Raw genomic sequence first — 20,345 nt, 5'->3', positions numbered from 1 at the left:
ACGGGCGGAACTTCGCACACCGGGACCGGACCTCGCACGCCGGGACCGGGCGGGGCCTCACACGCCGGGCACCCCGACCGAGCCCTCCTCCATCAGCCCGTTCACCTCGGTGCCGGCCGGGGTCAGCAGGAAGACGTTGCGGTCCACCCGGTGCATCCCGTTGGCCAGTCCGAAGACGACGCCCGTACTGAAGTCCAGCACCCGCTTGGCCACGTCGCCCTCGGCGCTGGTCAGGTCCAGGAGGACCGGGATGCCCGCCATCAGGGTCTCGGCGACCTCGCGGGCGTCCGCGAACACGTTGACCCGCAGCACCACGAAGCGCCTTCGGTGCTCGGTCGCCGCCTCCGGCATCGCCCGGTGGCCGACCGACGAGGGCCACGCGTCGCGCCCGCGCAACGGAACGACCTGGGCGAGCCCCTCCCACTGTTCATCGGTGACGTCGTGGCTGTTCACCGGCTCCCCCCGATTTCACTCGCCGTCATTTCCTGCACCAGCCAATTCTTACGCCAAGTCACCCGTTCGGCCCAACTGCGACACGGTCGGCGACGCTCCGTGTCCGACGATTGCGCCCCGCCCCGCGGGCAGCGCACACGCCACCGCACCGGGCGCCGGGCCGCAGGCTCCGGGACACCGCGCGAAGGCCCTGGCCCTGACGGGCACGGTCCTGGCCGCCGCGGGTTCGGCGGCGATCGTGACAGCCCTGGCCCGAAGGCTGCGCGGCGTCCGGGGGCGGTAGGGGCGGGTGTCGTGGGGCTCACCCGTCCGGCGGGTTCGCGTGGACGGGGGGTGCGGGGGGCCGCAGGCTCGAAACGGCCTGTCGGTGCCGTCCGCGGCGGCGGGCCGAGGTCCCGTACCGGGGGGACACGCAGAGAGGACTCCCCACATGAGCCAGCACGCCGAACCCACTCCCGGACGGCCCTCCCGCGGCGAGGGCGCCTGGCCGGGCGGGCCGGCCGGCCGCTCCGACGGCTGGGTGCGGGGCGGTGTCGTCTTCGCGGGCGTACTGCTGCTGCTGAGCGGCGCGCTCGCCGCCCTGCAGGGCATCGCGGCCATCGCCGAGGACGACGTGTACGCCCGGATCGGCACGTACGTCTACGAGATGAGTCTCACCGGCTGGGGCGTCGTCCACGTCGTCCTCGGAGCCCTGGTGTTCGCCACCGGGTACGGGCTGCTGAAGGACATGGCCTGGGCGCGGACGGCGGGCATCGTGCTCGCCTCGCTGAGCCTGGTCGCGCAGTTCCTGTTCCTGCCGTACTCGCCCGTCTGGTCCGTGATCATGATGGCCATCGACGTGTTCGTGATCTGGGCCCTGGCCAACCGCCAGGAGAGCGCGTCCCGCGCCTGAGCGGGGGCCGCCGGCCTGACGAAGGAGGGCACGTGACGAGTGGGCCGCCGCTCGTGCGGGGAGCGCGCCGGAGGGTGCCGTGACCGCCCCGGCGAACGCGGTGCCGGACCGGGCCGAACAGTCACTGCGGCAGACCCTGCTCAGTCCCGGCTACCGGCGGCTGCTGCTGCTCTCCGTGCTGCTGGGCGTGCCCGTCGCGCTCGCCTGCTTCTTCTTCGTCGGCCTCCAGCACGCGTTGCAGCACTGGGTGTGGACGTCGCTGCCCGGGGCGGCCGGTTACGCCGCCCCGCCCTGGTGGTGGCCGCTGCCCGCGCTCGTCCTGGCCGGGCTGGTCCTGGCGCCGATCGTGACGCGGCTGCCGGGCGGCGGCGGCCACCTGCCGGTCGACGGGCTGGGCGGCGCGCCCGTCGGACCCCGGGAGCTGCCCGGCGCGGTCCTCGCCGCGCTGGCCACGCTGCCGCTCGGCGTGGTGCTGGGTCCCGAGGCGCCGCTCATGGCCGTCGGCAGCGGGCTCGCCCTGCTGGCGGTGCGGCGGGCGGGCGCGGGCAAGGACCCGGGGGCGAGCGCGATCGTCGCCACGGCCGGTTCCACCGCCGCGATCTCCACCATCCTCGGCGGTCCGGTGGCCGCGGCCGTCCTGCTGGTCGAGGGCGCGGGTCTGGCCGGGGCGCGGCTGGTCGCGCTGCTGCTGCCGTGCCTGCTGGCCAGCGCCGCGGGCGCCCTGGTGTTCACCGGCTTCGGCCACTGGACCGGTCTGGAGATCGGCGCGCTGGCCCTGCCCGACCTGCCGCCCGTCGCCGGTCCGGACGCGGGCGACTTCCTGTGGGGGCTGCCCGCGGCCGCCCTGATCGCCGTACTGGTCACGCTCGCCCGCGGGCTCGGGCACCGCACCGCCGCCTGGACACGGCAGCGCACGGCCCCGCGCACCGTCGCCTGCGCCACCGCGGTCGGCGTCTGCCTCGCCGCGTACGCGCTGATCACCGGCCGTTCCCCGGCCGAGGCCGCGCTGTCCGGGCAGGCCACTCTCGCCCGGCTCGCCGCCGATCCGCACGCCTGGTCCGTGGGCGCGCTGGTGGCGCTGGTCGCGTGCAAGGGACTGGCCTGGGCCGTCGCACTGGGCGGTCTGCGCGGCGGTCCGATCTTCCCGGCCGTCCTGCTGGGCACGGCGACGGCCCTGGCCTGCTCCGGCCTCCCCGGCTTCGGCGTGACCCCGGCCCTCGCCCTCGGCATCTCGTCGGCGGCGGCCGCGGTCACGGGGCTGCCGCTGGCCAGCGCGGTGCTGGCGGTGCTGCTGACCGGCCGGGACGCCCACGACCAGATGCCGCTGATCGTCGTCGCGTCGGTCGTCGCCTTCGTCGTCTCCCAACTGGTGCGCCGGACCCGCCCGGACGCGGGGGCGACGCCCACCGCGGGCGCGGCGCCGACGAGGGGGCCGACGGGACCGGCAGGGCCGACAGCGACGCCGGGAGGGGCCCGGTGACCGGCCCCCGGGCACCGGGCGGCCCCCGGGCTCCGGGCGCCCGGACCGGGTGGGGCGCCGTCCGGCCCTGGCTCGTTCGGACCGGCATCGCGGCGGCGACCGTCGCCGCCTACTTCCTGCTTCCCCTCGACCACCTGGGCCCGCAGCGGCCCGTGCTGAGCTGGGTGGTGTTCACCGTGCTGCTGACCGCCGTGGCCGTGCTGCTGCTCCGGCAGGTCCGGCACGTGCTCGTCGACCGTCCGGACAGCCACCCCGGTGTGGTCATCTCCCTGCTGATCGTCCTGTCCGTGCACGTCTTCTCGGCCGCGTACTACTCCCTGGCCAAGCAGCCGGGCGAGTTCAGCGGCCTGCGCACCCGGGTCGACGCGCTGTACTTCACCGTGGTCACGCTCGCCACCGTCGGGTACGGCGACATCACCCCGCGGGGCCAGGCCGCGCGGGTCGTGACCGTGCTGCAGATCACGTACAGCTTCGTCTTCCTCACGGCCGCCGCCACGGCGCTGACCACCCGGATGCGCGACATGGTGGTCCGGCGCACGGAACGGGGCGGCCGAGGCGGACGGTGACGGAGGCCTCCTTGTGCCCTCCCCCGGCGGCGCACTACTGTCGCCACGCCTTGGTGAACGGGAAACCGGTGTGATGCCGGTGCGGCCCTCGCCACTGTGAATCGGGAAGTCCGGCTCCGGCCCCGGGGCCTGTCGTCACATGCCCGTCGTCCGCCCGAAGGGCGGGCGGGAAGGTGACGACAGGCCCCAGCGGGCAGCCACTGGATCGCTTGCGGTCCGGGAAGGCGGAGCACGGGCGGTGGTACCCGTAAGCCAGGAGACCGGCCAAGGCGCGTCGTCCATCCACGAGGTGCTGGAGAGGGTCTGCTGAGCCATGCACATAGCCGAGGGCTTTCTGCCACCGGCGCACGCGATCGCCTGGGGTGTCGCGTCCGCGCCGTTCGTCGTCCACGGAGTCCGGTCACTCACCCGTGAGGTCAGGGAGCACCCGGAGAGCACGCTGCTCCTCGGCGCCTCCGGTGCCTTCACGTTCGTCCTGTCGGCGCTGAAACTGCCGTCCGTCACCGGAAGTTGCTCGCATCCGACCGGTACCGGCCTGGGTGCGATCCTCTTCCGGCCGCCGATCATGGCGGTCCTCGGCACGATCACCCTGCTCTTCCAGGCGCTGCTGCTCGCCCACGGCGGACTGACCACGCTCGGCGCCAACGTCTTCTCCATGGCGATCGCCGGCCCCTGGGCCGGGTACGGCGTCTACCGGCTGCTGCGCGGCTGGGACGTGCCGCTGATGGTCACCGTGTTCTTCGGGGCGTTCGTCGCCGACCTGTCCACGTACTGCGTCACCAGCGTGCAGCTGGCGCTGGCCTTCCCCGACCCCGGCAGCGGGTTCCTGGGCGCGCTCGGCAAGTTCGGCTCGATCTTCGCGGTCACGCAGGTCCCGCTCGCGGTGAGCGAGGGCCTGCTCACGGTGATCGTGATGCGGCTCCTCGTGCAGTCCAGCAAGGGTGAACTGACCCGGCTGGGCGTGCTGCTGACCCGGTCCGGCGAGCGGAAGCAGGAGGCGGTGGCCCGATGAGCCGCAACGCGAGGATCAACGTCCTGCTGCTGATCGCCGTGGCCGCGCTCGCGGTGCTGCCGCTGGTGCTGGGGCTCGGCGACCACAAGGAGGAGCCGTTCGCCGGGGCCGACGCCGAGGCGGAGACGGCGATCACCGAGATCGAACCGGACTACGAGCCCTGGTTCTCGCCGCTGTACGAACCGCCGTCCGGAGAAGTCGAGTCGGCGCTGTTCGCGCTGCAGGCGGCGCTCGGCGCGGGCGTGCTGGCGTACTACTTCGGCCTGCGCCGGGGGCGGCGGCAGGGCGAGGAGCGGGCGTTGGCGGCCTCCGGGGCCACGGCCGCACCGGCGGACACCCCCGGAGGGGACTGAGTGCTGCCGATCGACGCGGCGGCGCACAGCAGCCGGTGGCGCCGCCGCCATCCCGTGGACAAGGCCGTGCTCGGTCTCGGCCTGACCGTGCTCGCGATCTCGCTGCCGCCCTGGCCGGGCGCGGCGCTGGTGCTGGTGACGGCGCTGACGGTGCTGCTCGGCCCGGCGGGCGTGCCGGGGCGCCGGCTGTGGCGGGCGTACCGGGTGCCGCTGGGCTTCTGTGTGACGGGGGCGCTGCCCCTGCTGGTGCAGGTCGGGGGCGCCGGAGGGTTCCTGTCGGCGGCCGAGGGCGGTCCGGCGCGCGCGGGCGGGCTGCTGCTGCGCACCTCGGCGGCCTCGCTGGGGGTACTGCTGTTCGCGTTCACCACGCCGATGTCCGACCTGCTGCCGAGGCTGGTGCGGGCCGGGGTGCCCGCGGCGGTCGTGGACGTGGCGCTGGTGACGTACCGGATGAGTTTCCTGCTCCTCGACTCCGTGCGCCGGGTCCGGGAGGCGCAGGCGGCGCGGCTGGGGCACACCACCCGGGCGGCTGCCTGGCGCTCGCTGGGCGGCCTCGGCGCCACCGCCTTCGTGCGGGCCTTCGACCGGGCGGCGCGGCTCCAGTCGGGCCTGGCCGGGCGCGGCTACGACGGCACCCTGCGCGTGCTGGTGCCCGAGGCCCGCGTCTCGGTGCCGTTCACGGCGGCGAGCGGCGCGCTCCTCGCGGCGCTCGCCGCCCTCTCCCTCGTCCTGGAAGGACCCCTGTCGTGAGCGGACCGGCCCGGTCGGCGGCGCGGCCGGACCCCGTCGCCCTGAGCGGCGTGTCCTTCGCGTACGAGGAGGGTCCCGAGGTCCTGACGGGGCTGGACTTCGCGGTGCGCGAGGGGCGGGCGCTGGCGCTGCTCGGCCGCAACGGCAGCGGCAAGACCACGCTGATGCGGCTGCTGAGCGGCGGACTCCGGCCGAGCGCGGGGACGTTGGCGGTGGACGGGGAGCCGGTCGCGTACGGCCGCAAGGGGCTGACGCGGCTGCGGACCACGGTGCAGTTGGTGGTGCAGGACCCCGACGACCAGCTCTTCGCGGCCTCGGTCGGCCAGGACGTGTCCTTCGGGCCGCTCAACCTGGGGCTGCCGGACGCGGAGGTCCGCTCGCGGGTCGGGGAGGCGCTGGCCGCGCTCGACATCGCGGCCCTGGCCGACCGGCCCACGCACCTGCTGTCGTACGGGCAGCGCAAGCGGACCGCGATCGCGGGGGCGGTCGCGATGCGGCCCAGGGTGCTGATCCTCGACGAACCGACCGCGGGTCTCGATCCGGACGGGCAGGAACGGCTGCTCGCCACCCTGGACCGGCTCCGCGCCCGCGGCACCACGGTGGTGATGGCGACCCACGACGTCGATCTCGCCCTGCGCTGGTCGGACGAGACCGCGCTGCTCACCCCCGACGGCCTGCACACCGGCCCCACCGCCGCGACGCTGGCCCGCACCGACCTGCTGCGCCGGGCGGGCCTGCGGCTGCCGTGGGGCGTCGCGGCGGCCGGACTGCTCCGCGCGCGGGGCCTGTTGGCGGACACGGCGGCCGGCCCGCGCACACCGGAGGAGTTGGCGGCGCTGGCCGACTGACGCCGGGCGCGGACCGCTCAGCCGCCGGAGCGGCTCGGCTCGGCGTCCCGGCCCTCGGCCGTCTCCTCCTGGGCCGCCTCCTGGGCCGCCTTCCGGGCGCGGCGGCCGGGCAGCACGGCGAGGACGACGACCGTGCCGGCGGCCATGATGACGCCGCCGACGAGGCTGGTCGTCGAGACGCCCTGGGCGAAGGCCCGGTGCACGGCGTCGGCGAGGGCCTGCGCCTGCTCGGGTCCGGCAGCGGGGTCGGTGGCGAGCCGCTCGGCGACGGCCAGTCCGCCGCCCACGGAGTCCTGGGCGGTGCCGAGGGCGGCGGCCGGGAGCCGGTCGCCGACCAGGCCGGCGAGTTCGTCGCGGTAGGCGGTGCCGAGCAGGGAGCCCAGGACGGCGATGCCGAGCGAGCCGCCGAGTTCGAGGGCGGTGTCGTTGGCGCCGCCGCCGACGCCCAGTTCGCTCTCCGGGAAGGAGCCCATGATGGTGTCGGTGGCCGGGGAGACGCTCAGGCCGATGGCGAGGCCGAGCAGCAGCATGGGGGCGAGGAAGTCGGCGTAGGTGGAGCCCTGGTCGATCAGGACCAGCAGGAGGACACCGGCGGTGCCGATCGCCATGCCGGACCCGACCATGGCCCTGACGCCCAGCTTCGGGGTCAGCCGCCCGGTCACCGCGGCGCCGACGAACACGGCCCCGGCCAGCGGCAGCAGCCGTACGCCGGTCTCCAGGGCGCCGTAGCCGAGCACGAACTGCAGGAACTGAGTGGCGTAGTAGATGGCGCCGTAGGTGCCGAAGAAGAAGAACAGCACCGCGAGCATGGAGCCGCTGAACGGCCGCTGCAGGAACCGCCGCACGTCCAGCATGGGGTGCGGATGACGCAGCTCCCAGCCGACGAAGGCGACGGACCCGACCCCGGCGACGACGGCCGCGGCAATCGGACCGGCGCCCCAGCCGAAGTGCGGGCCCTCGATGGTCGCGTAGACCAGGCTGCCGACCGAGACGATGGAGAGCAGGCCGCCGACGTAGTCGACGCGGCCCGTGCCGGCCGCCCTGGACGGCGGTACGAGGACGAGCGCGCCGACGACGGCGAGCACTGCGACGGGGACGTTGACCAGGAAGGTCGAGCCCCAGGCGTGGTCCTCCAGGAGCCAGCCGGCGACCAGCGGCCCGACCGCGATGGCGAGACCGGAGGTGGCGGTCCAGGCCGTGATGGCCCGGGCCCGCTCGCCCCTGGGGAAGACCGCGACCAGCAGCGACAGCGTGGCCGGCATGACGACGGCGGCACCGACGCCCATGACGGCACGGGCCGCGACGACCAGCCCCGTCTCGTGCACCAGGCTGCCCATCACCGACCCGCCCGCGAAGACCACGAGCCCGGTGACCAGGGCGCCGCGCCGGCTGTACTTGTCGCCGATCGCGCCGAGGACCAGCATCAGCGCGGCGTACGGGACGGTGTAGCCGTCGATGACCCACTGCAGGTCGCTGCTGCTCAGTCCGAGGTCGGCCGTCATGTCCGGCGCGGCCACGATCAGGGACGTGTTGGCCATGACGACGATCAGCAGGCTCAGGCAGAGCACGGTCAACGCCCACCAGCGGCGGGCGTAGGGCCCGGTCATCTTCTCGACGGGGGTGGTGGCCAGTAGGGGCATGGGGGGCTCCCGGAAGCGAGCGAGGGCGAGAGCGAGGGGCGAGTCACTTGCTTACTTGCCCATCGATGTGCAGACACGTAGAGCGTAGTTTGTTGCACACCAGCGTGCAAATATGACGCGCCCCGACCCGCGGGAAGGGATGAGGAAGGGCACGACGACATCCCTGTGCGGACAGGGTGTGCGGACAGCCCTGTGCGGGAGTGCTGCGTGGGAACGGCGCCGCCGCGCCCGACTCGGGCACCGCGAGAGCCACCGGGGGGCGGAGTACTGCGTGACCTACTCGCCCTGGGCGGGCCGCGCTGCCGACGCCGCGCGCACGTCCTCGACCACGGCCCGGGCCCGCCGCTCCGGCACACCCGCCGCGATGAGCATGGCGACGGTGACACGGGTGCCGTCGTCCGCGAGCGCACCGGTGTTGACCTGTTCGAGCAGCGCGACGATCATCGCCTCGAGCCCGGCGCTCAGTACGGCGGGCGGCAGGTGCGCGGGGAAGGCCCCGTCCCGCTGGCCGCGTTCCAGTACGGCGGTCACCTCGGCGCGCGCCGGGGCCAGGATCTCGGCCACGCGCTCCTCGCCCAGATCGTGCCGGGCGAGCGCCAGGAGCATGCGGTAGCGGTCGCCCACGGGCCAGATCAGCAGCGTGAACCGGGCCAGGGCCCGCTCGGCCGCTTCGTCCGGGTCGGCGGCGGCGCGCTCGGCACCGTCGGCCGTCGCGCCCCGCAGTGCCTCGGACGCCTCCTCGGCCAGGGCCTCCAGGAGCGCGGGGCGCCCCGGGAAGTGACCGAAGAGCGTGCGCCGTACGACACCGGCGGCGCGGGCCAGCTCCTCCAGCGTGGTGTCCGGGTTCCGCCCCAGCTCCCGGCGGGCGGTGGCCAGGATCCGCGCCCGGTTGGACCGCGCGTTGCGACGCTGCGGCTCACGGGCGGCGGGCTTGGTCACGGGAACCTCTGGGGACGGTGCGGCGGAGGCGGTCGGGACGACCATTCTGGCACCCGGGCCCGCCGCACGGCACGCCTCCTCCCCGCGCCCGCCCTACCCGCGCTCGCCGTCGTGCGCCCGTCCGGCCCGCCGTACGGCGGCGACCGCGGCGAGCACCACGCCGACGGCCACGACCAGCAGCCCGCGCAGCCACACCTCGGCCTCGATCTGCGTGGCGAGGGCGACGCAGGAGGCGGCGCCCAGGACGGGCAGCGCGGTCGGCGCCCGGAAGTGGTCGCTCTCGCCCGCGTCGCGGCGCAGGACGAGGACGGCCGTGTTGACCATGAGGAAGACCACGAGCAGCAGCAGGACCAGGGTGGACGCGAGGGTCGTGACGCTGCCGGTGAGGGCGAGGAGCATCGACAGCACGGTCGTGACGGCGATCGCGGCCCACGGCGTACGGCGGCCGGGCAGCACCTTGGTCAGCGCGGCGGGCAGCAGCCCGTCGCGGGCCATGCCGTAGGTCAGGCGGGAGGCCATGATCCCGGTGAGCAGGGCACCGTTCGCGACGGCGACGAGGGCGATCGCGCTGAACAGCCGGGTCGGCACGCCGCCCGCCTCCTCGACGACCTCCAGGAGCGGCCCGCTCGACCGGGCCAGCGTGGCCGTCGGCACGGCGACGGACGCCGCGATGCCCACCAGCACGTAGACGGCGCCCGCGGTGGCGAGGGCACCGAACAGGGCCCGCGGGTAGGACCGGCGGGGGTCGCGGGTCTCCTCGGCGACGTTCACCGAGGTCTCGAAGCCGACGAAGGAGTAGTACGCCAGCACGGAGCCGCTCAGTACGGCCGCCGCGGCCCCCTTCTCCGGGGTGCCCAGCTGCCCCAGCCGCCCGAGGTCGCCGTCGCCGCGCACCATCAGCCAGACCCCGAGGGCGACGACGACCAGGAGGCCGCCGACCTCGACGACGGTGGCGACGACGTTGGCGCGGGTCGACTCCTTGATGCCGCGCGCGTTGACCAGCGCGAGCAGGGCGAGGAACAGCACGGCGACGAGTCCGACGGGCAGCGTCACGAACTCCGAGAGGTAGTCGCCGCCGAAGCCCCGGGCGAGTGCGGCCACGGAGACGACGCCGGCGGCCAGCATGCAGAACCCGGCCACGAAACCGGCGAACGGCCCGAAGGCCCGGGTGGCGTAGTGGGAGGCGCCGCCCGCGCGGGGGTACTTCGTCGCCAGCTCGGCGTAGGAGGCGGCGGTCAGCATCGCCAGCAGCAGCGCGACGGCCAGCGGCACCCACACCGCTCCCCCGGCGTCGGCCGCCACCTGCCCGACGAGGACGTAGACACCGGCACCGAGGACGTCGCCGAGGATGAAGAAGTACAGCAGCGGGGTGGTCAGCGCGCGCTTGAGTGCCGGGCCGCCGGGGGTGTCCGCGGAATGCCGTGTTCGGAGTCTCGCCATGGCGCACCAGGTTTCCCGGACGGCGGGAACGAAGCCCGCGGCGTGGCGCGGGTACCGGTCCGGGCGAGTCCTCCCCAGGGAGGAGACAAGGGCGCCCTCTCGTGCAGGCGCACCAGCGGGAAGTGACGGCAGGCGCACGACGCCGTGCGGGGCCGGGGCCGGGAGTCTGGGGAGGTACCCAAGATCGGATGCGGAGATTCCAGACACGTGGCTACCTTCCTGTACCGCATGGGCCGGGCCGCCTTCGGGCGGCGCCGGCTCGTGCTCCTGCTGTGGGCGGTGCTCCTCGGCGTCGCCGGGGCGGCAGCGGCCAAGGCGCCGGCCGCCGGTGACGATGGCACGTCCTTCATTCCCGGCATCGAGGCCCAGCGGGCCTTCGACCTGATCGGGGAGCGCTTCCCGGGCTCGGACGCCGACGGCGCGAGCGCGCGGGTCGTGTTCATCGCGCCCGGCGGCGAGAAGGTGACCGCCGGCGAACACCGGGCCGCCGTCGACGCGTTCGTGGCGGACGCCGGGGACGGGCCGCGGGTCGCCGGTGCCGTGAGCCCCTTCGCCGCGGACGCGGTGAGCGAGGACGCCTCCACGGCGTACGCCACCGTGACCTACAAGGTCGGGTCCGCCGACCTCACCGACGCCGACCGGAGCGCGCTGGAGGCCGCCGTCGACGAGGCCCGCGACTCGGGTCTCACGGTGGAGGTCGGCGGCAACGCGCTCGCCTCGCAGCCGGCCACCGGGGGCGCGGCCGAGGCCGTCGGTATCGGCCTCGCCGCGGTCGTCCTGCTGATCACGTTCGGTTCCCTGGCGGCGGCCGGTCTCCCGCTGCTCACCGCCGTGGTCGGTGTCGGGATCAGCATCTGCGCGATCCTCGCGCTCGGCAGCGCGCTCGGGCTGTCCATGACCACCGGGACGCTCGCCTCGATGCTGGGGCTCGCGGTCGGCATCGACTACGCCCTGTTCGTGGTCTCCCGCTACCGCGAGGAGCGGGAGCGCGGGCACGCGGCGCGGGAGGCGGCGGGTCTCGCGGTCGGTACGGCCGGTTCGGCGGTGGTCTTCGCCGGCCTCACGGTCGTCATCGCACTGGCCGGGCTGTCCGTCGTCGGCGTGCCGATGCTGACGAAGATGGGGCTGTGCGCGGCGGGCGCGGTGGTCGTGGCCGTTCTGGTCGCTCTGACCCTGGTGCCCGCCCTGCTCGCGATGTGGCCGGAGGCCGTCCTGTCCCGCACGGCCCGCCGCGGCGGTTCCCGCACCGCCGGCGAACGCACCGCGGTCGAACACACCACCGGGGAACGCACCGCCGGCGAACCGCGGACCGGCGCGGCGGACAACGGCGGTTCCCGCTGGGCGCGGTTCGTGCTGCGCCGCCCGGTGGCCGTGCTGCTGGCCTGCGTGGCGGGCCTCGGCGTGCTCGCCCTGCCCGCCGCCGACCTGCAACTCGGCATGCCGGGTGACGAGGCCAAGCCGGTCACGACGACGGAGCGGCGCGCCTACGACGCGCTCGCCGACGGGTTCGGCCCGGGGTTCAACGGCCCGTTGACGATCGTCGCGGACGTCAGGGACGCCGCGGATCCCCAGGCCGCGGTGACGGCGATAGCCTCGCGGATCGAGGGCACGGACGGCGTCGTGTCGCTCTCCCCGCCCCAGCTCAACGGCGCCGGCGACACCGCGCTGTTCTCGGCCGTTCCGGCCACCGCGCCGAACGACGAGCGCACCAAGGAACTCGTGCAGACCATCCGGGCCGAGCGTCCCGGCCTGGAGGACGAGACGGGTGCGGTCTTCGAGGTCACCGGCAGCACGGCGATGAACATCGACGTCGCGCAGGCACTGCAGGACGCGCTCGTGCCCTACCTCGCCGTCGTCATGCTGCTCTCCCTGCTCCTGCTGATGCTGGTCTTCCGTTCCGTACTGGTGCCGCTCAAGGCCGCGTTCGGGTTCCTGCTGTCGGTACTGGCGTCGCTGGGCGCGGTGGTGGCGGTCTTCCAGTGGGGATGGGGCGCCGGACTGCTGGGCGTCGAGCAGGCCGGCCCGATCATGAGCCTGATGCCGGTCTTCCTGGTGGGCATCGTCTTCGGTCTGGCGATGGACTACGAGGTCTTCCTGGTCTCGCGCATGCGGGAGGCGTACGTGCACGGGGAGCGGCCCGCGCAGGCGGTGATCGGCGGCTTCCGGCACAGCGCCCGCGTGGTCGTCGCCGCCGCGGTGATCATGATCGCGGTCTTCTCGGGCTTCGTCGGCTCCGGCGAGTCGATGATCAAGACGATCGGCTTCGGTCTCGCCGTGGCGGTGCTGTTCGACGCCTTCGTCGTACGCATGGCCCTGGTGCCCGCCGTGCTGGCCCTGCTCGGGGACAGGGCGTGGTGGCTGCCCCGCCCGCTCGACAGGCTGCTGCCGCGCGTCGACATCGAGGGCACCGGACTCGCCGGGCGGTCCGCGCCCGTCCAGGCGCCCGCCGGCGGGGACGCTCAGCCGCAGGAGCCTCGGGAGGCCGCCCGCACCTGAACCGTTCCGCACCCGGAGCGGCGCGCCCGCGGGCCGCGGCACCGTCTCCGACGGCTCAGCGGCCCGCGTCTGTCACGATGGCACCCCAGCCCCCCCCCGGAGAACGCGCGATGAGCACACCATGAGCACCCTTTGGCAGCGCCGCGTGGCGAGCCGCCGGACCACCGAGGCGCTCACGCTCACGCTCCTGTTCGCGATCGCACTCTCCGGCTGCTTCCTCTCGTTCGGCGTGATGCCGGGCCGTCCCCCGATGTGGGCCGGCGTCGCGCTGTCCGCGCTCGCCTGCGCGGCGCTGGCCTGGCGCCGCAGGTGGCCCTTCTGGGTGCTGGCGGTGACGACCCTGTGCGTGGTGACCGTGTCCGCACTGGGCCACCTCGTGACCGCCATGCTCATGAGCCCGCTCATGGTCGCGCAGTACTCCGTCAGCCTGCGCGCCCGGCGCCGGGCCGGCTGGTGCGCCGCTCTGGTGGCGACGGCGGCCCTGGTGGCCTCCGGGCTCTTCCACGACGAGCTGCGCGACCAGTGGCTGATCGGCCTGGTCAATCCGGCCGCCTGGGTACCGCTGTCCGCGGCGTTCGGCAGCTACGTGCGCGTCCGCCGCGAGTACGCCGCCGCCCGAGCCGAGCACATCGCCCGCGAACGCGAGGAGGAGGCCCGCCACCGCGTCGTCCAGGACCGCATGCGCATCGCCCGCGAACTGCACGACGTCGTCGCCCACCACCTCACCCTGGCCCACGCCCAGGCGGGTGTCGCGACGCACCTGGCCCGTACCGATCCGGAGCAGGCGTACGACATCATGGGCCGGCTGTCGGACACCACGGCCGCGGCCCTGCGCGAGCTCAAGTCCACCGTCGGCCTGCTGCGCCAGGACACCGACGCCGACGACGAACTGGCGCCGGCACCGGGTCTGGCCCGGCTGCCCGACCTGGTGGCGGCCTGCGCGGCGGCCGACGTGACCGTGACGGTCAGCACGGAGGGCGAGCCGGGACCGCTCGCGCCGGGGCTCGACCTGACGGCCTACCGGATCGTCCAGGAGGCCCTCACCAACGTCACCAAGCACGCCGGTCCCGCCACCGCCGAGGTGCGGCTGGCCCACGGGGCACGCTTCCTGACCCTCACGGTCACCAACGGCACCGCCGCCGGGTCCCGCCCCGCTCCCCCGCCCGGCCCCGGCTTCGGCCTCCTCGGCATGCGCGAACGCGCCCTCGCCGCGGGCGGCACCTTCCACGCGGGGCCCCTGCCGGGAGGCGGCTTCGAGGTCGCCTGCGCCCTCCCCCTGCACGGCCCGCTCCCCGGCCACGACGAAAGCGCCGCCCGATGACGATCCGCGTCCTGCTGGCCGACGACCAGGCCCTGCTGCGGGCCACCTTCCGCATCCTCATCGACTCGGATCCCGGGATGACCGTGGTCGCGGAGGCCGCCGACGGCCGGGAGGCGACCGACCTCGCCCTGGTCCACGTACCGGACGTGGTCCTCATGGACCTCCGCATGCCGGACACCGACGGACTGACTGCCACCGCCGACATCTGCTCACTGCCAAACCTGGCGGCCACCCGGGTCCTGGTCCTCACCACCTTCGAGAACGACCAGAACGTCGCCAGGGCCCTGCGGGCGGGCGCCAGCGGCTTCCTGGGCAAGGACGTGGGCCCGGACGTCCTCCTGACCGGCATCCGCACCGTCGCCGCCGGGGAGTCCCTGCTCTCCCCGGCGGCGACCCGGACCCTCATCACCCGCTTCCTGGCCACACCGGACGCCGAGGCACCGCTGGCCCCGCCCGCGCGCCTGACCACCCTCACCGAGCGCGAACGCGAGGTCATGTCCCTGGTCGCGCACGGCATGTCCAACACCGAGATCGCCGGGCACCTCGTGGTCAGCCCGCTGACCGTACGCAGCCACGTCCAGCGCGCGATGACCAAACTCCACGCCCGCGACCGCGCCCAACTCGTCGTGATCGCCTACCAGAGCGGCCTGGTCCGCCCACGCCCGTAGCGCGTCGGCCGCGTCAGGCCGGAGGGAGACCGAGCTCCGCCCAGACGGTCTTGACCACGGGATCGTCGGCCGTCCAGCCCCAGTCGGCCGCGAGGGCCTCCACGAGCAGCAGGCCCCGCCCGCCCTCCGCCTCGGAAGACGGGACGTCCAGCGTGCCGGGACGCGGCGGGAGCAGGCCGGGGCGGGTGTCGGACACGGCGATGCGGAGCCGGCCCGCCGCGGGCACCAGCGCCAGGGTGAGCCGGAAGTCCCGGCCCGGCGCCCGACCGTGGGCGACCGCGTTGGCGGCGAGTTCCGCCGTGACGGCGCCGGTGTCCGCGACGACGGGTGCCGCGTGCGGGACGCCCCAGTCGATGAGCTGGCTCACCGCAAGGCTGCGGGCCAGGCGGGCGCCGCGTCGGGTGGAGCTGAGGAGCACGGTGAACGGGCGGGCCGGAGCGGCGGTTTCTGCATTCACAGGGTGACCATCCCGTCACTGTGAATAGCCTGAACAGGGAGGTTCGGCGTACCCGGACGCGCTGTACGGGTCGCGTACGGGCCTGTACGGGTCCGTTCGCGTGCCTCGCGGGCGGCGGGCCCTGTTGGAAGGGGCAACGCACGGATCGGGGACGTGGTGTGAATGGCAGCCCGCCAGCAGAAGAAGCCGGGCAACGGCAACGACGACAAGCCCGCGATCTGGGCCGGCTACGGCAAACTGGTCCGGCTTTTCAGAGACAAGGCGGGCCTCACGCAGCAGGCACTGGCCGAGGCGGTCGGGTACTCGTACGAGCAGGTCGCGTCCATCGAACAGGGCCGCCGCCCGGCAAAGGCGGCGTTCACGGAGGCGGCGGAACGGGTGCTGGGGGCGGGCGGGGTGCTGGCCACGCTCCAGGACGAGGTGGAGCGGGCGAAGCTGCCCACCTTCTTCCAGGACTTCGCGCTCATCGAGACCGAGGCGGTCAGCCGCTTCTCCTACGACCCGCTGCTGGTGCCGGGGCTGCTGCAAACAGAGGCGTACGCGCGGGAGTTGTTCGCCGGGCATTGCCCGCAGCTGGGCGAGGAGACGGCAGAACAGCATGTGGAGGCGCGACTCAACCGGCAGAAGCTGCTGACCCGGACACCTGTGGTGGAGTTGAGCTTCGTCATCGGCGAGGCGGCTCTGCGCAATCCTCTGGGGAGCACGGAGGTAATGCGCGAGCAGCTACTGCACCTGACCCAGCAGGGGCGACTGCGGAACGTGGAGGTGCAGGTCATGCCCACGGTGCGCGGTTTCCACCCCGGACTGAACGGCCCCATGGTCGTGCTGGAGACCCTGGAGCACAGGCAGGTGGGATACATCGAGTCGCAAGAGACTGGCGTAGTGATCACCGAACCCGCAAGGGTCAGCGCATTCGGCCTACGATATGGCAAGCTGCGTTCGCAAGCCCTGAATGTCGAAGAGTCGGCACGTCTCATCGAGAATGCGGCGGGAGAACTATGACCAGCGAACCCACGTCTCGCGGCCTGAACCCGTTGTCCTGGTTCAAGAGCAGCTACAGCGGGTCCGGGGGCGGAGACTGCGTCGAGGTCGCCGCCGCCTCCGCGACCGTGCACGTCCGGGACTCCAAGGACCGCGCCCTGCCTTCAATCAGCGTGGGCGCGACCCAGTGGGCCGCGTTCGTCGGGTTCGCAGCCGACCGGGCGACGGAGCTGTAAGGACCGGGCAGAACATCCCGACAGGTTCCACTTGTTCCAGTGCTCCGCTCTACGACCTCGCACCCCCGGCGCGCACCTGTCAGGCCGACGGTCCGTCCTGCACGGCACCGATGTCCGGCCCGGGCGTGAGAGCCGCGCCGGCGCGGATCAGGAGCGAGCGCATCCACCGATGCGCCGGGTCGCCGGTCAGGCGCGGATGCCACAGCATCGGGTAGTCGAAAGAGGGGAACTGCTCCGGCGCCTCGGCCACGCGCAGCCCGGGTTCACGCAGGAGGCCCACGAGGCGCCGGGGGACTATCGCGATCAGCCGGGTCCCGCGCACGGCGGCGGCAGCCGCGGCGAAATAGGGAACGGTCAACCCGGCGGGCGGGCGGATGCCGAGCCGCTCCATATGTGCCTCCACCAGCATGTGCCCGCTCTCCAGGGCCGCCACACCGGCATGCGGATACGCCCCCAGGTCGGCCGGTGTCAGCCGGTCCCGGGTCAGCGGGTGGTCCTCGGCCAGCACGCACACGTGGTCCTCGGTGAACAGCACATGCCTGGACATCCGGGGCGGTGCCGAGGTCGGGACGAACGCCATGTCCACACGGCCTCGCTCGAGATCCTCGAACGTGGTGGGGCTTACCGGCTCCACGACCAATGAAATTCCCTGGGCCTGCTCGAAGAAGGCAGAGAAGACTCCGCTCCCGACAACGGCCAGGAAATAGTCGGACGCCGCTATGCGTATCAGCCCGTTCGCCGTCGAGGGGTCGAAGTTCTCCTCGGTCACCAGATTGCGCAACCTGGGCAAGATTTCCGACAGTTCGGCCCGGATATGACGGGCGCGCGGCGTGAGGACGTAACCGGTGGCGGTCCGTACGAGCAACTCGTCGGCGAATGCCTGCCGCAGCCGGCTCAGGGTGCGGCTCATCGCCGACTGGCTGAGGTGGAAGCGGGCTGCCGCCCGTGAGACATGCCGTTCCTCCAGCAGCACCTCAAGCGCTTTGAGCAGATTCAGATCAACGCTCTCGATATGCATGGAGCGCATATTAATAGTGCTCGACATGCATTTGACGGCACGCCGGGGCGCGGTGGAGGGTCCCACCATGCAGAGCGGGGGCTTCTGCTGCCGTCCTTCTGAGCGAGAGGTGAACCCCATGTCCTTCGCGCCTAATTTCCCACCCGGCCCAGGCCGGGGAAGTGCCGCGGTGGGCGCGCGGCGTAGCGTCACCGCGGCCGTGGCCGGCGCCACCGGTGCACCATTCGCCCTTGCCGAGCTGGAGATCGACGCGCCGAGGGCCGACGAGGCCCTGGTACGGATCGATGCCGTCGGCGTGTGCCACGCCGACATCCAGGCACGGACCGGAGCGCTGCCGGTCCCGACACCGCTGGTGGCCGGTCACGAGGGCACCGGAACGGTCGAGGAAGTGGGCAGTTCGGTGAGCGGGCTGCGGCCCGGCGACCGGGTCGTGCTGACCTTCGACTCGTGCGGGCGCTGCGGCCGGTGCCGGGCCGGTGTCCCCAGCCAGTGCGACCACTTCGTGGCCCGCAACTTCACCGCCGGCACCCGCGAGGACGGCACCGCGCGACTATGGCACGGCAGCGAGCCCGTGAACGGGAACTTCTTCGGTCAGTCTGCGTTCGCCACCTACGCTCTGGTGAACGAACGCAACGCGGTCGTCGTCGACAGCGAGCTGCCTCCGCACCTGCTCGCACCCTTCGGCTGCGCGGTACAGACCGGGGCGGGCAGCGTGCTGAGCGTCCTCGCGCCTCCGGCCACGGCACCGGTGGTGGTGATAGGTGCCGGCGCCGTGGGCCTGTCGGCGGTGATGGCGGCCGCGCTGGAGGAGCGCAAGGTGGTCGTCGTGGACACCCGCGACAGCCGCCTGGACCTGGCCCTTCAGGTCGGTGCCACGCATGTGGTCAACGCCTCCCGCGACGCTTCCGACGAAGCGGTCCGGTCCATACTCGGCGGCGGTGCCCCCTACCTGCTGGAGAGCAGCGGCTCTCCGGCGGCCCTGCGGGACGGCATCCGGGCCCTCGCCACCGGCGGAACCCTCGCCGTCGTGGGCACCTCCCAGGCCGGCGCCACGATCCCGCTGGACGTCATGGACCTGGTCAATGGCAGCAAACGCCTCGTAGGCGTCGTGGAGGGAGCCTCGCGCCCCCACGAACTCATCCCCCGCCTGGTGGCGATGGCGGAACGCGGGGACCTGCCGGTCGAGCGGTTCGTGACGACCTTCCCCCTGAACGACGTCACCGCCTGGACCGAGGCGGTCGAGAAGGGCGAGGTCGTCAAGCCGGTCCTGCTGCCGGCCTGAACCACCGCGGACCGCGGGCTCCCTGTGCACTGACCCGGTGCTCGGGTCAGGCGCCGAGTGCGTGTCCGGTTGTCGAGTCGATGTGCTCCGGGATCTCGTCGTGGCGATCGCCCACGGTCGGTGTCCCGGTGGGCTCGAACAAGAGGATGGCGGCACCGGACGGAGCGTACGGCTTGTGCTCCGTGCCTCGGGGGACGGTGAAGACCGCTCCCTGCGGGAGCAGGACCGTGCGCTCCCCGGCGGGCTCGCGCAGGGAGATGCGCAGCTCGCCGTCGAGTACGAGGAAGAACTCGTCAGTGTCATCGTGCGCATGCCAGATATGTTCGCCCTCGACCTTGGCGATGCGGACGTCGTAGTCGTTGACGCTCGTGACGATGCGGGGGCTCCACAGGGCGCCGAAGGAGGCCAGGGCCTTGCCGAGGAGGACGGGTTCGCTGCTCATGGGCTCATCCTGAGCCGTACCGTCTGACCACCGCGAGTGCTAGGAATCGCACATGACGAAAGAATCCTCGCACGGAGTTCGCGCAGCAGGCGTACACCGGGTCGTCGTGATCGTGGACGAGAACTCGAACCCCTTCGAGCTCGGCTGCGCGACCGAGGTCTTCGGTTTGCACAGACCGGAGATCAGCCGTGCTCTCTACGACTTCAGGCTCTGCTCCCCCCAGCCCCGCACCCTGATGCGAGACGGCTTCTTCACGCTCACGGGAGTCGCCGGCCTGGAAGCCGCCGACGCGGCGGACACTCTGATCGTCCCCAACCGTCCGGACATCGAAGTACCCCGCCGTCCCGCCGTGCTCGACGCCGTCCGCCGGGCACACGCCCGAGGCGCGCGACTGGTCGGCCTCTGCAGCGGCGCCTTCACCCTGGCCGAGGCCGGAGTCCTCGACGGGCGCCGGGCCACCGCGCACTGGCAGTGGGCGGATTCCTTCCGGACCCGCTTCCCCTCTGTCCGGCTCGAAGCAGACGTGCTGTTCGTTGACGATGGTGACATCCTCACCTCGGCAGGCAGTGCCGCTGCGCTCGATCTTGGGCTGCACGTGGTCCGCCGCGACTACGGCGCGGAGGTCGCCAACGCTGTGAGCCGGCGGCTGGTCTTCGCGGCGCACCGGGACGGTGGGCAGCGGCAGTTCGTGGAGCGCCCCATGCCCGACCCGGCGGACGAGTCCTTGGCGCCCGTTCTGGCCTGGGCCCAGGAACGGTTGGACTCACCGCTCACCGTGTCCGGCCTTGCGGCGCGTGCGGCGGTCAGTCCGGCAACACTGCATCGCCGCTTCCAGGCGCAGTTGGGCACGACGCCGCTGGCATGGCTGACGGGGGAACGGCTCGCTCTGGCGTGCCGGTTGATCGAGCGAGGCGATTCCCGGTTCGAGGTGGTCGCGCGGCGCAGCGGGCTTGGCACAGCTGCCAATCTGCGCACGCTGATGCGGCGCGAGACCGGCATCACACCGTCTGCGTACAGGCGTCGGTTCGGGCCGGAGGCGAACTGACGGCGGGCTTCTGTCCCCCGGAGGGC

21 protein-coding genes and 1 riboswitch are annotated in these 20,345 nt (G+C 73.4%); of the genes, 14 read left to right on the top strand and 7 right to left on the bottom strand.

The genetic code is table 11. The features are described from left to right. Positions 1-57: 57 nt before the first annotated feature. Complete coding sequence (locus IG94_RS0127135; protein ID WP_031042621.1) at positions 58-453, bottom strand: cell division protein SepF; 396 nt, start codon at positions 451-453, stop codon at positions 58-60. A gap of 430 nt (positions 454-883) precedes the next feature. Here IG94_RS0127135 and IG94_RS0127125 point away from each other — a divergent pair, with 430 nt between their 5' ends. From IG94_RS0127125 to IG94_RS0127095, 7 genes are all read left to right on the top strand, one after another. Next, entirely contained in the window at positions 884-1,345 is a 462-nt protein-coding gene (locus IG94_RS0127125; protein ID WP_031042619.1) for a DUF7144 family membrane protein, read from the top strand. Between the two features lie 79 nt (positions 1,346-1,424). Then, positions 1,425-2,825 (top strand): chloride channel protein, encoded by a 1,401-nt coding sequence (locus IG94_RS0127120; RefSeq protein ID WP_031042616.1) that lies wholly within the window; start codon positions 1,425-1,427, stop codon positions 2,823-2,825. Continuing rightward, the gene (locus IG94_RS0127115; RefSeq protein WP_107060702.1) at positions 2,822-3,391 is read left to right on the top strand and encodes a potassium channel family protein; all 570 of its coding nucleotides are present in this window, start codon (positions 2,822-2,824) and stop codon (positions 3,389-3,391) included. The genes IG94_RS0127120 and IG94_RS0127115 overlap by 4 nt, the downstream gene beginning before the upstream one ends. A gap of 34 nt (positions 3,392-3,425) precedes the next feature. After that, positions 3,426-3,674: riboswitch (cobalamin riboswitch) on the top strand. A gap of 30 nt (positions 3,675-3,704) precedes the next feature. Then, positions 3,705-4,403, top strand: coding sequence for an energy-coupling factor ABC transporter permease (locus IG94_RS0127110; RefSeq protein ID WP_031042610.1), 699 nt, complete (start codon positions 3,705-3,707; stop codon positions 4,401-4,403). Then, positions 4,400-4,756 carry an energy-coupling factor ABC transporter substrate-binding protein gene (locus IG94_RS0127105; protein WP_031042606.1) on the top strand — a complete coding sequence of 119 codons (357 nt, stop codon included), beginning with the start codon at positions 4,400-4,402 and terminating at the stop codon, positions 4,754-4,756. Before IG94_RS0127110 ends, IG94_RS0127105 begins: the two co-directional genes overlap by 4 nt. After that, positions 4,757-5,506 carry a cobalt ECF transporter T component CbiQ gene (gene cbiQ, locus IG94_RS0127100; protein WP_031042601.1) on the top strand — a complete coding sequence of 250 codons (750 nt, stop codon included), beginning with the start codon at positions 4,757-4,759 and terminating at the stop codon, positions 5,504-5,506. It abuts the gene before it with no gap. Next, positions 5,503-6,354: an ATP-binding cassette domain-containing protein gene (locus IG94_RS0127095; protein WP_031042599.1), complete on the top strand. Its 852-nt coding sequence runs from the start codon at positions 5,503-5,505 to the stop codon at positions 6,352-6,354. Before cbiQ ends, IG94_RS0127095 begins: the two co-directional genes overlap by 4 nt. Before the next feature lie 17 nt (positions 6,355-6,371). Here the strand turns inward: IG94_RS0127095 and IG94_RS0127090 are convergent, their stop codons facing one another. The 3 genes from IG94_RS0127090 to IG94_RS0127080 form a co-directional block, all read right to left on the bottom strand. Then, entirely contained in the window at positions 6,372-7,994 is a 1,623-nt protein-coding gene (locus tag IG94_RS0127090) for an MFS transporter (RefSeq protein ID WP_031042596.1), read from the bottom strand. A 276-nt stretch (positions 7,995-8,270) separates the two neighbouring features. Then, positions 8,271-8,933, bottom strand: a complete 663-nt coding sequence (locus IG94_RS0127085; protein WP_031042593.1) for a TetR/AcrR family transcriptional regulator — start codon at positions 8,931-8,933, stop codon at positions 8,271-8,273. Between the two features lie 93 nt (positions 8,934-9,026). Further along, positions 9,027-10,373 (bottom strand): APC family permease, encoded by a 1,347-nt coding sequence (locus IG94_RS0127080; RefSeq protein WP_031042590.1) that lies wholly within the window; start codon positions 10,371-10,373, stop codon positions 9,027-9,029. Positions 10,374-10,580: 207 nt separating this feature from the next. Here IG94_RS0127080 and IG94_RS0127075 point away from each other — a divergent pair, with 207 nt between their 5' ends. The 3 genes from IG94_RS0127075 (at position 10,581) to IG94_RS0127065 (ending at position 14,858) form a co-directional block, all read left to right on the top strand. Further along, entirely contained in the window at positions 10,581-12,869 is a 2,289-nt protein-coding gene (locus IG94_RS0127075) for an MMPL family transporter (RefSeq protein ID WP_043484638.1), read from the top strand. Between the two features lie 121 nt (positions 12,870-12,990). Continuing rightward, positions 12,991-14,190, top strand: a complete 1,200-nt coding sequence (locus IG94_RS0127070) for a sensor histidine kinase (protein WP_031042585.1) — start codon at positions 12,991-12,993, stop codon at positions 14,188-14,190. Beyond that, positions 14,187-14,858, top strand: coding sequence for a response regulator (locus IG94_RS0127065; RefSeq protein ID WP_031042580.1), 672 nt, complete (start codon positions 14,187-14,189; stop codon positions 14,856-14,858). Before IG94_RS0127070 ends, IG94_RS0127065 begins: the two co-directional genes overlap by 4 nt. A 13-nt stretch (positions 14,859-14,871) precedes the next feature. Here IG94_RS0127065 and IG94_RS0127060 read toward each other — a convergent pair whose 3' ends face one another. Beyond that, positions 14,872-15,315 carry an ATP-binding protein gene (locus IG94_RS0127060; protein ID WP_031042576.1) on the bottom strand — a complete coding sequence of 148 codons (444 nt, stop codon included), beginning with the start codon at positions 15,313-15,315 and terminating at the stop codon, positions 14,872-14,874. A 162-nt stretch (positions 15,316-15,477) separates the two neighbouring features. Here IG94_RS0127060 and IG94_RS0127055 point away from each other — a divergent pair, with 162 nt between their 5' ends. Together IG94_RS0127055 and IG94_RS0127050 are read left to right on the top strand one after the other, a co-directional pair. Then, entirely contained in the window at positions 15,478-16,317 is an 840-nt protein-coding gene (locus IG94_RS0127055; RefSeq protein ID WP_031042573.1) for a helix-turn-helix domain-containing protein, read from the top strand. Then, entirely contained in the window at positions 16,314-16,532 is a 219-nt protein-coding gene (locus tag IG94_RS0127050; protein WP_031042570.1) for a DUF397 domain-containing protein, read from the top strand. The genes IG94_RS0127055 and IG94_RS0127050 overlap by 4 nt, the downstream gene beginning before the upstream one ends. A 79-nt stretch (positions 16,533-16,611) precedes the next feature. On the opposite strand, the gene IG94_RS42630 is transcribed toward IG94_RS0127050, so the two are convergent. Continuing rightward, positions 16,612-17,550, bottom strand: coding sequence for a LysR family transcriptional regulator (locus IG94_RS42630; protein ID WP_063763414.1), 939 nt, complete (start codon positions 17,548-17,550; stop codon positions 16,612-16,614). Between the two features lie 169 nt (positions 17,551-17,719). Between IG94_RS42630 and IG94_RS0127040 the strand changes: the two genes are divergently transcribed. After that, positions 17,720-18,832 (top strand): NAD(P)-dependent alcohol dehydrogenase, encoded by a 1,113-nt coding sequence (locus IG94_RS0127040; RefSeq protein ID WP_031042565.1) that lies wholly within the window; start codon positions 17,720-17,722, stop codon positions 18,830-18,832. A gap of 46 nt (positions 18,833-18,878) precedes the next feature. On the opposite strand, the gene IG94_RS0127035 is transcribed toward IG94_RS0127040, so the two are convergent. Beyond that, positions 18,879-19,274, bottom strand: a complete 396-nt coding sequence (locus tag IG94_RS0127035; protein ID WP_031042559.1) for a cupin domain-containing protein — start codon at positions 19,272-19,274, stop codon at positions 18,879-18,881. 52 nt (positions 19,275-19,326) lie between these two features. On the opposite strand from IG94_RS0127035, the gene IG94_RS0127030 reads away from it, so the two are divergent. After that, on the top strand, positions 19,327-20,319 hold the full coding sequence (locus tag IG94_RS0127030; RefSeq protein WP_031042557.1) for a GlxA family transcriptional regulator: 993 nt from the start codon (positions 19,327-19,329) through the stop codon (positions 20,317-20,319). Positions 20,320-20,345 lie beyond the last annotated feature (26 nt).

Source organism: Streptomyces olivaceus (genome assembly GCF_000721235.1).
Classification (GTDB): domain Bacteria; phylum Actinomycetota; class Actinomycetes; order Streptomycetales; family Streptomycetaceae; genus Streptomyces; species Streptomyces olivaceus.
This window is presented reverse-complemented; position numbering and strand designations above follow the sequence as displayed.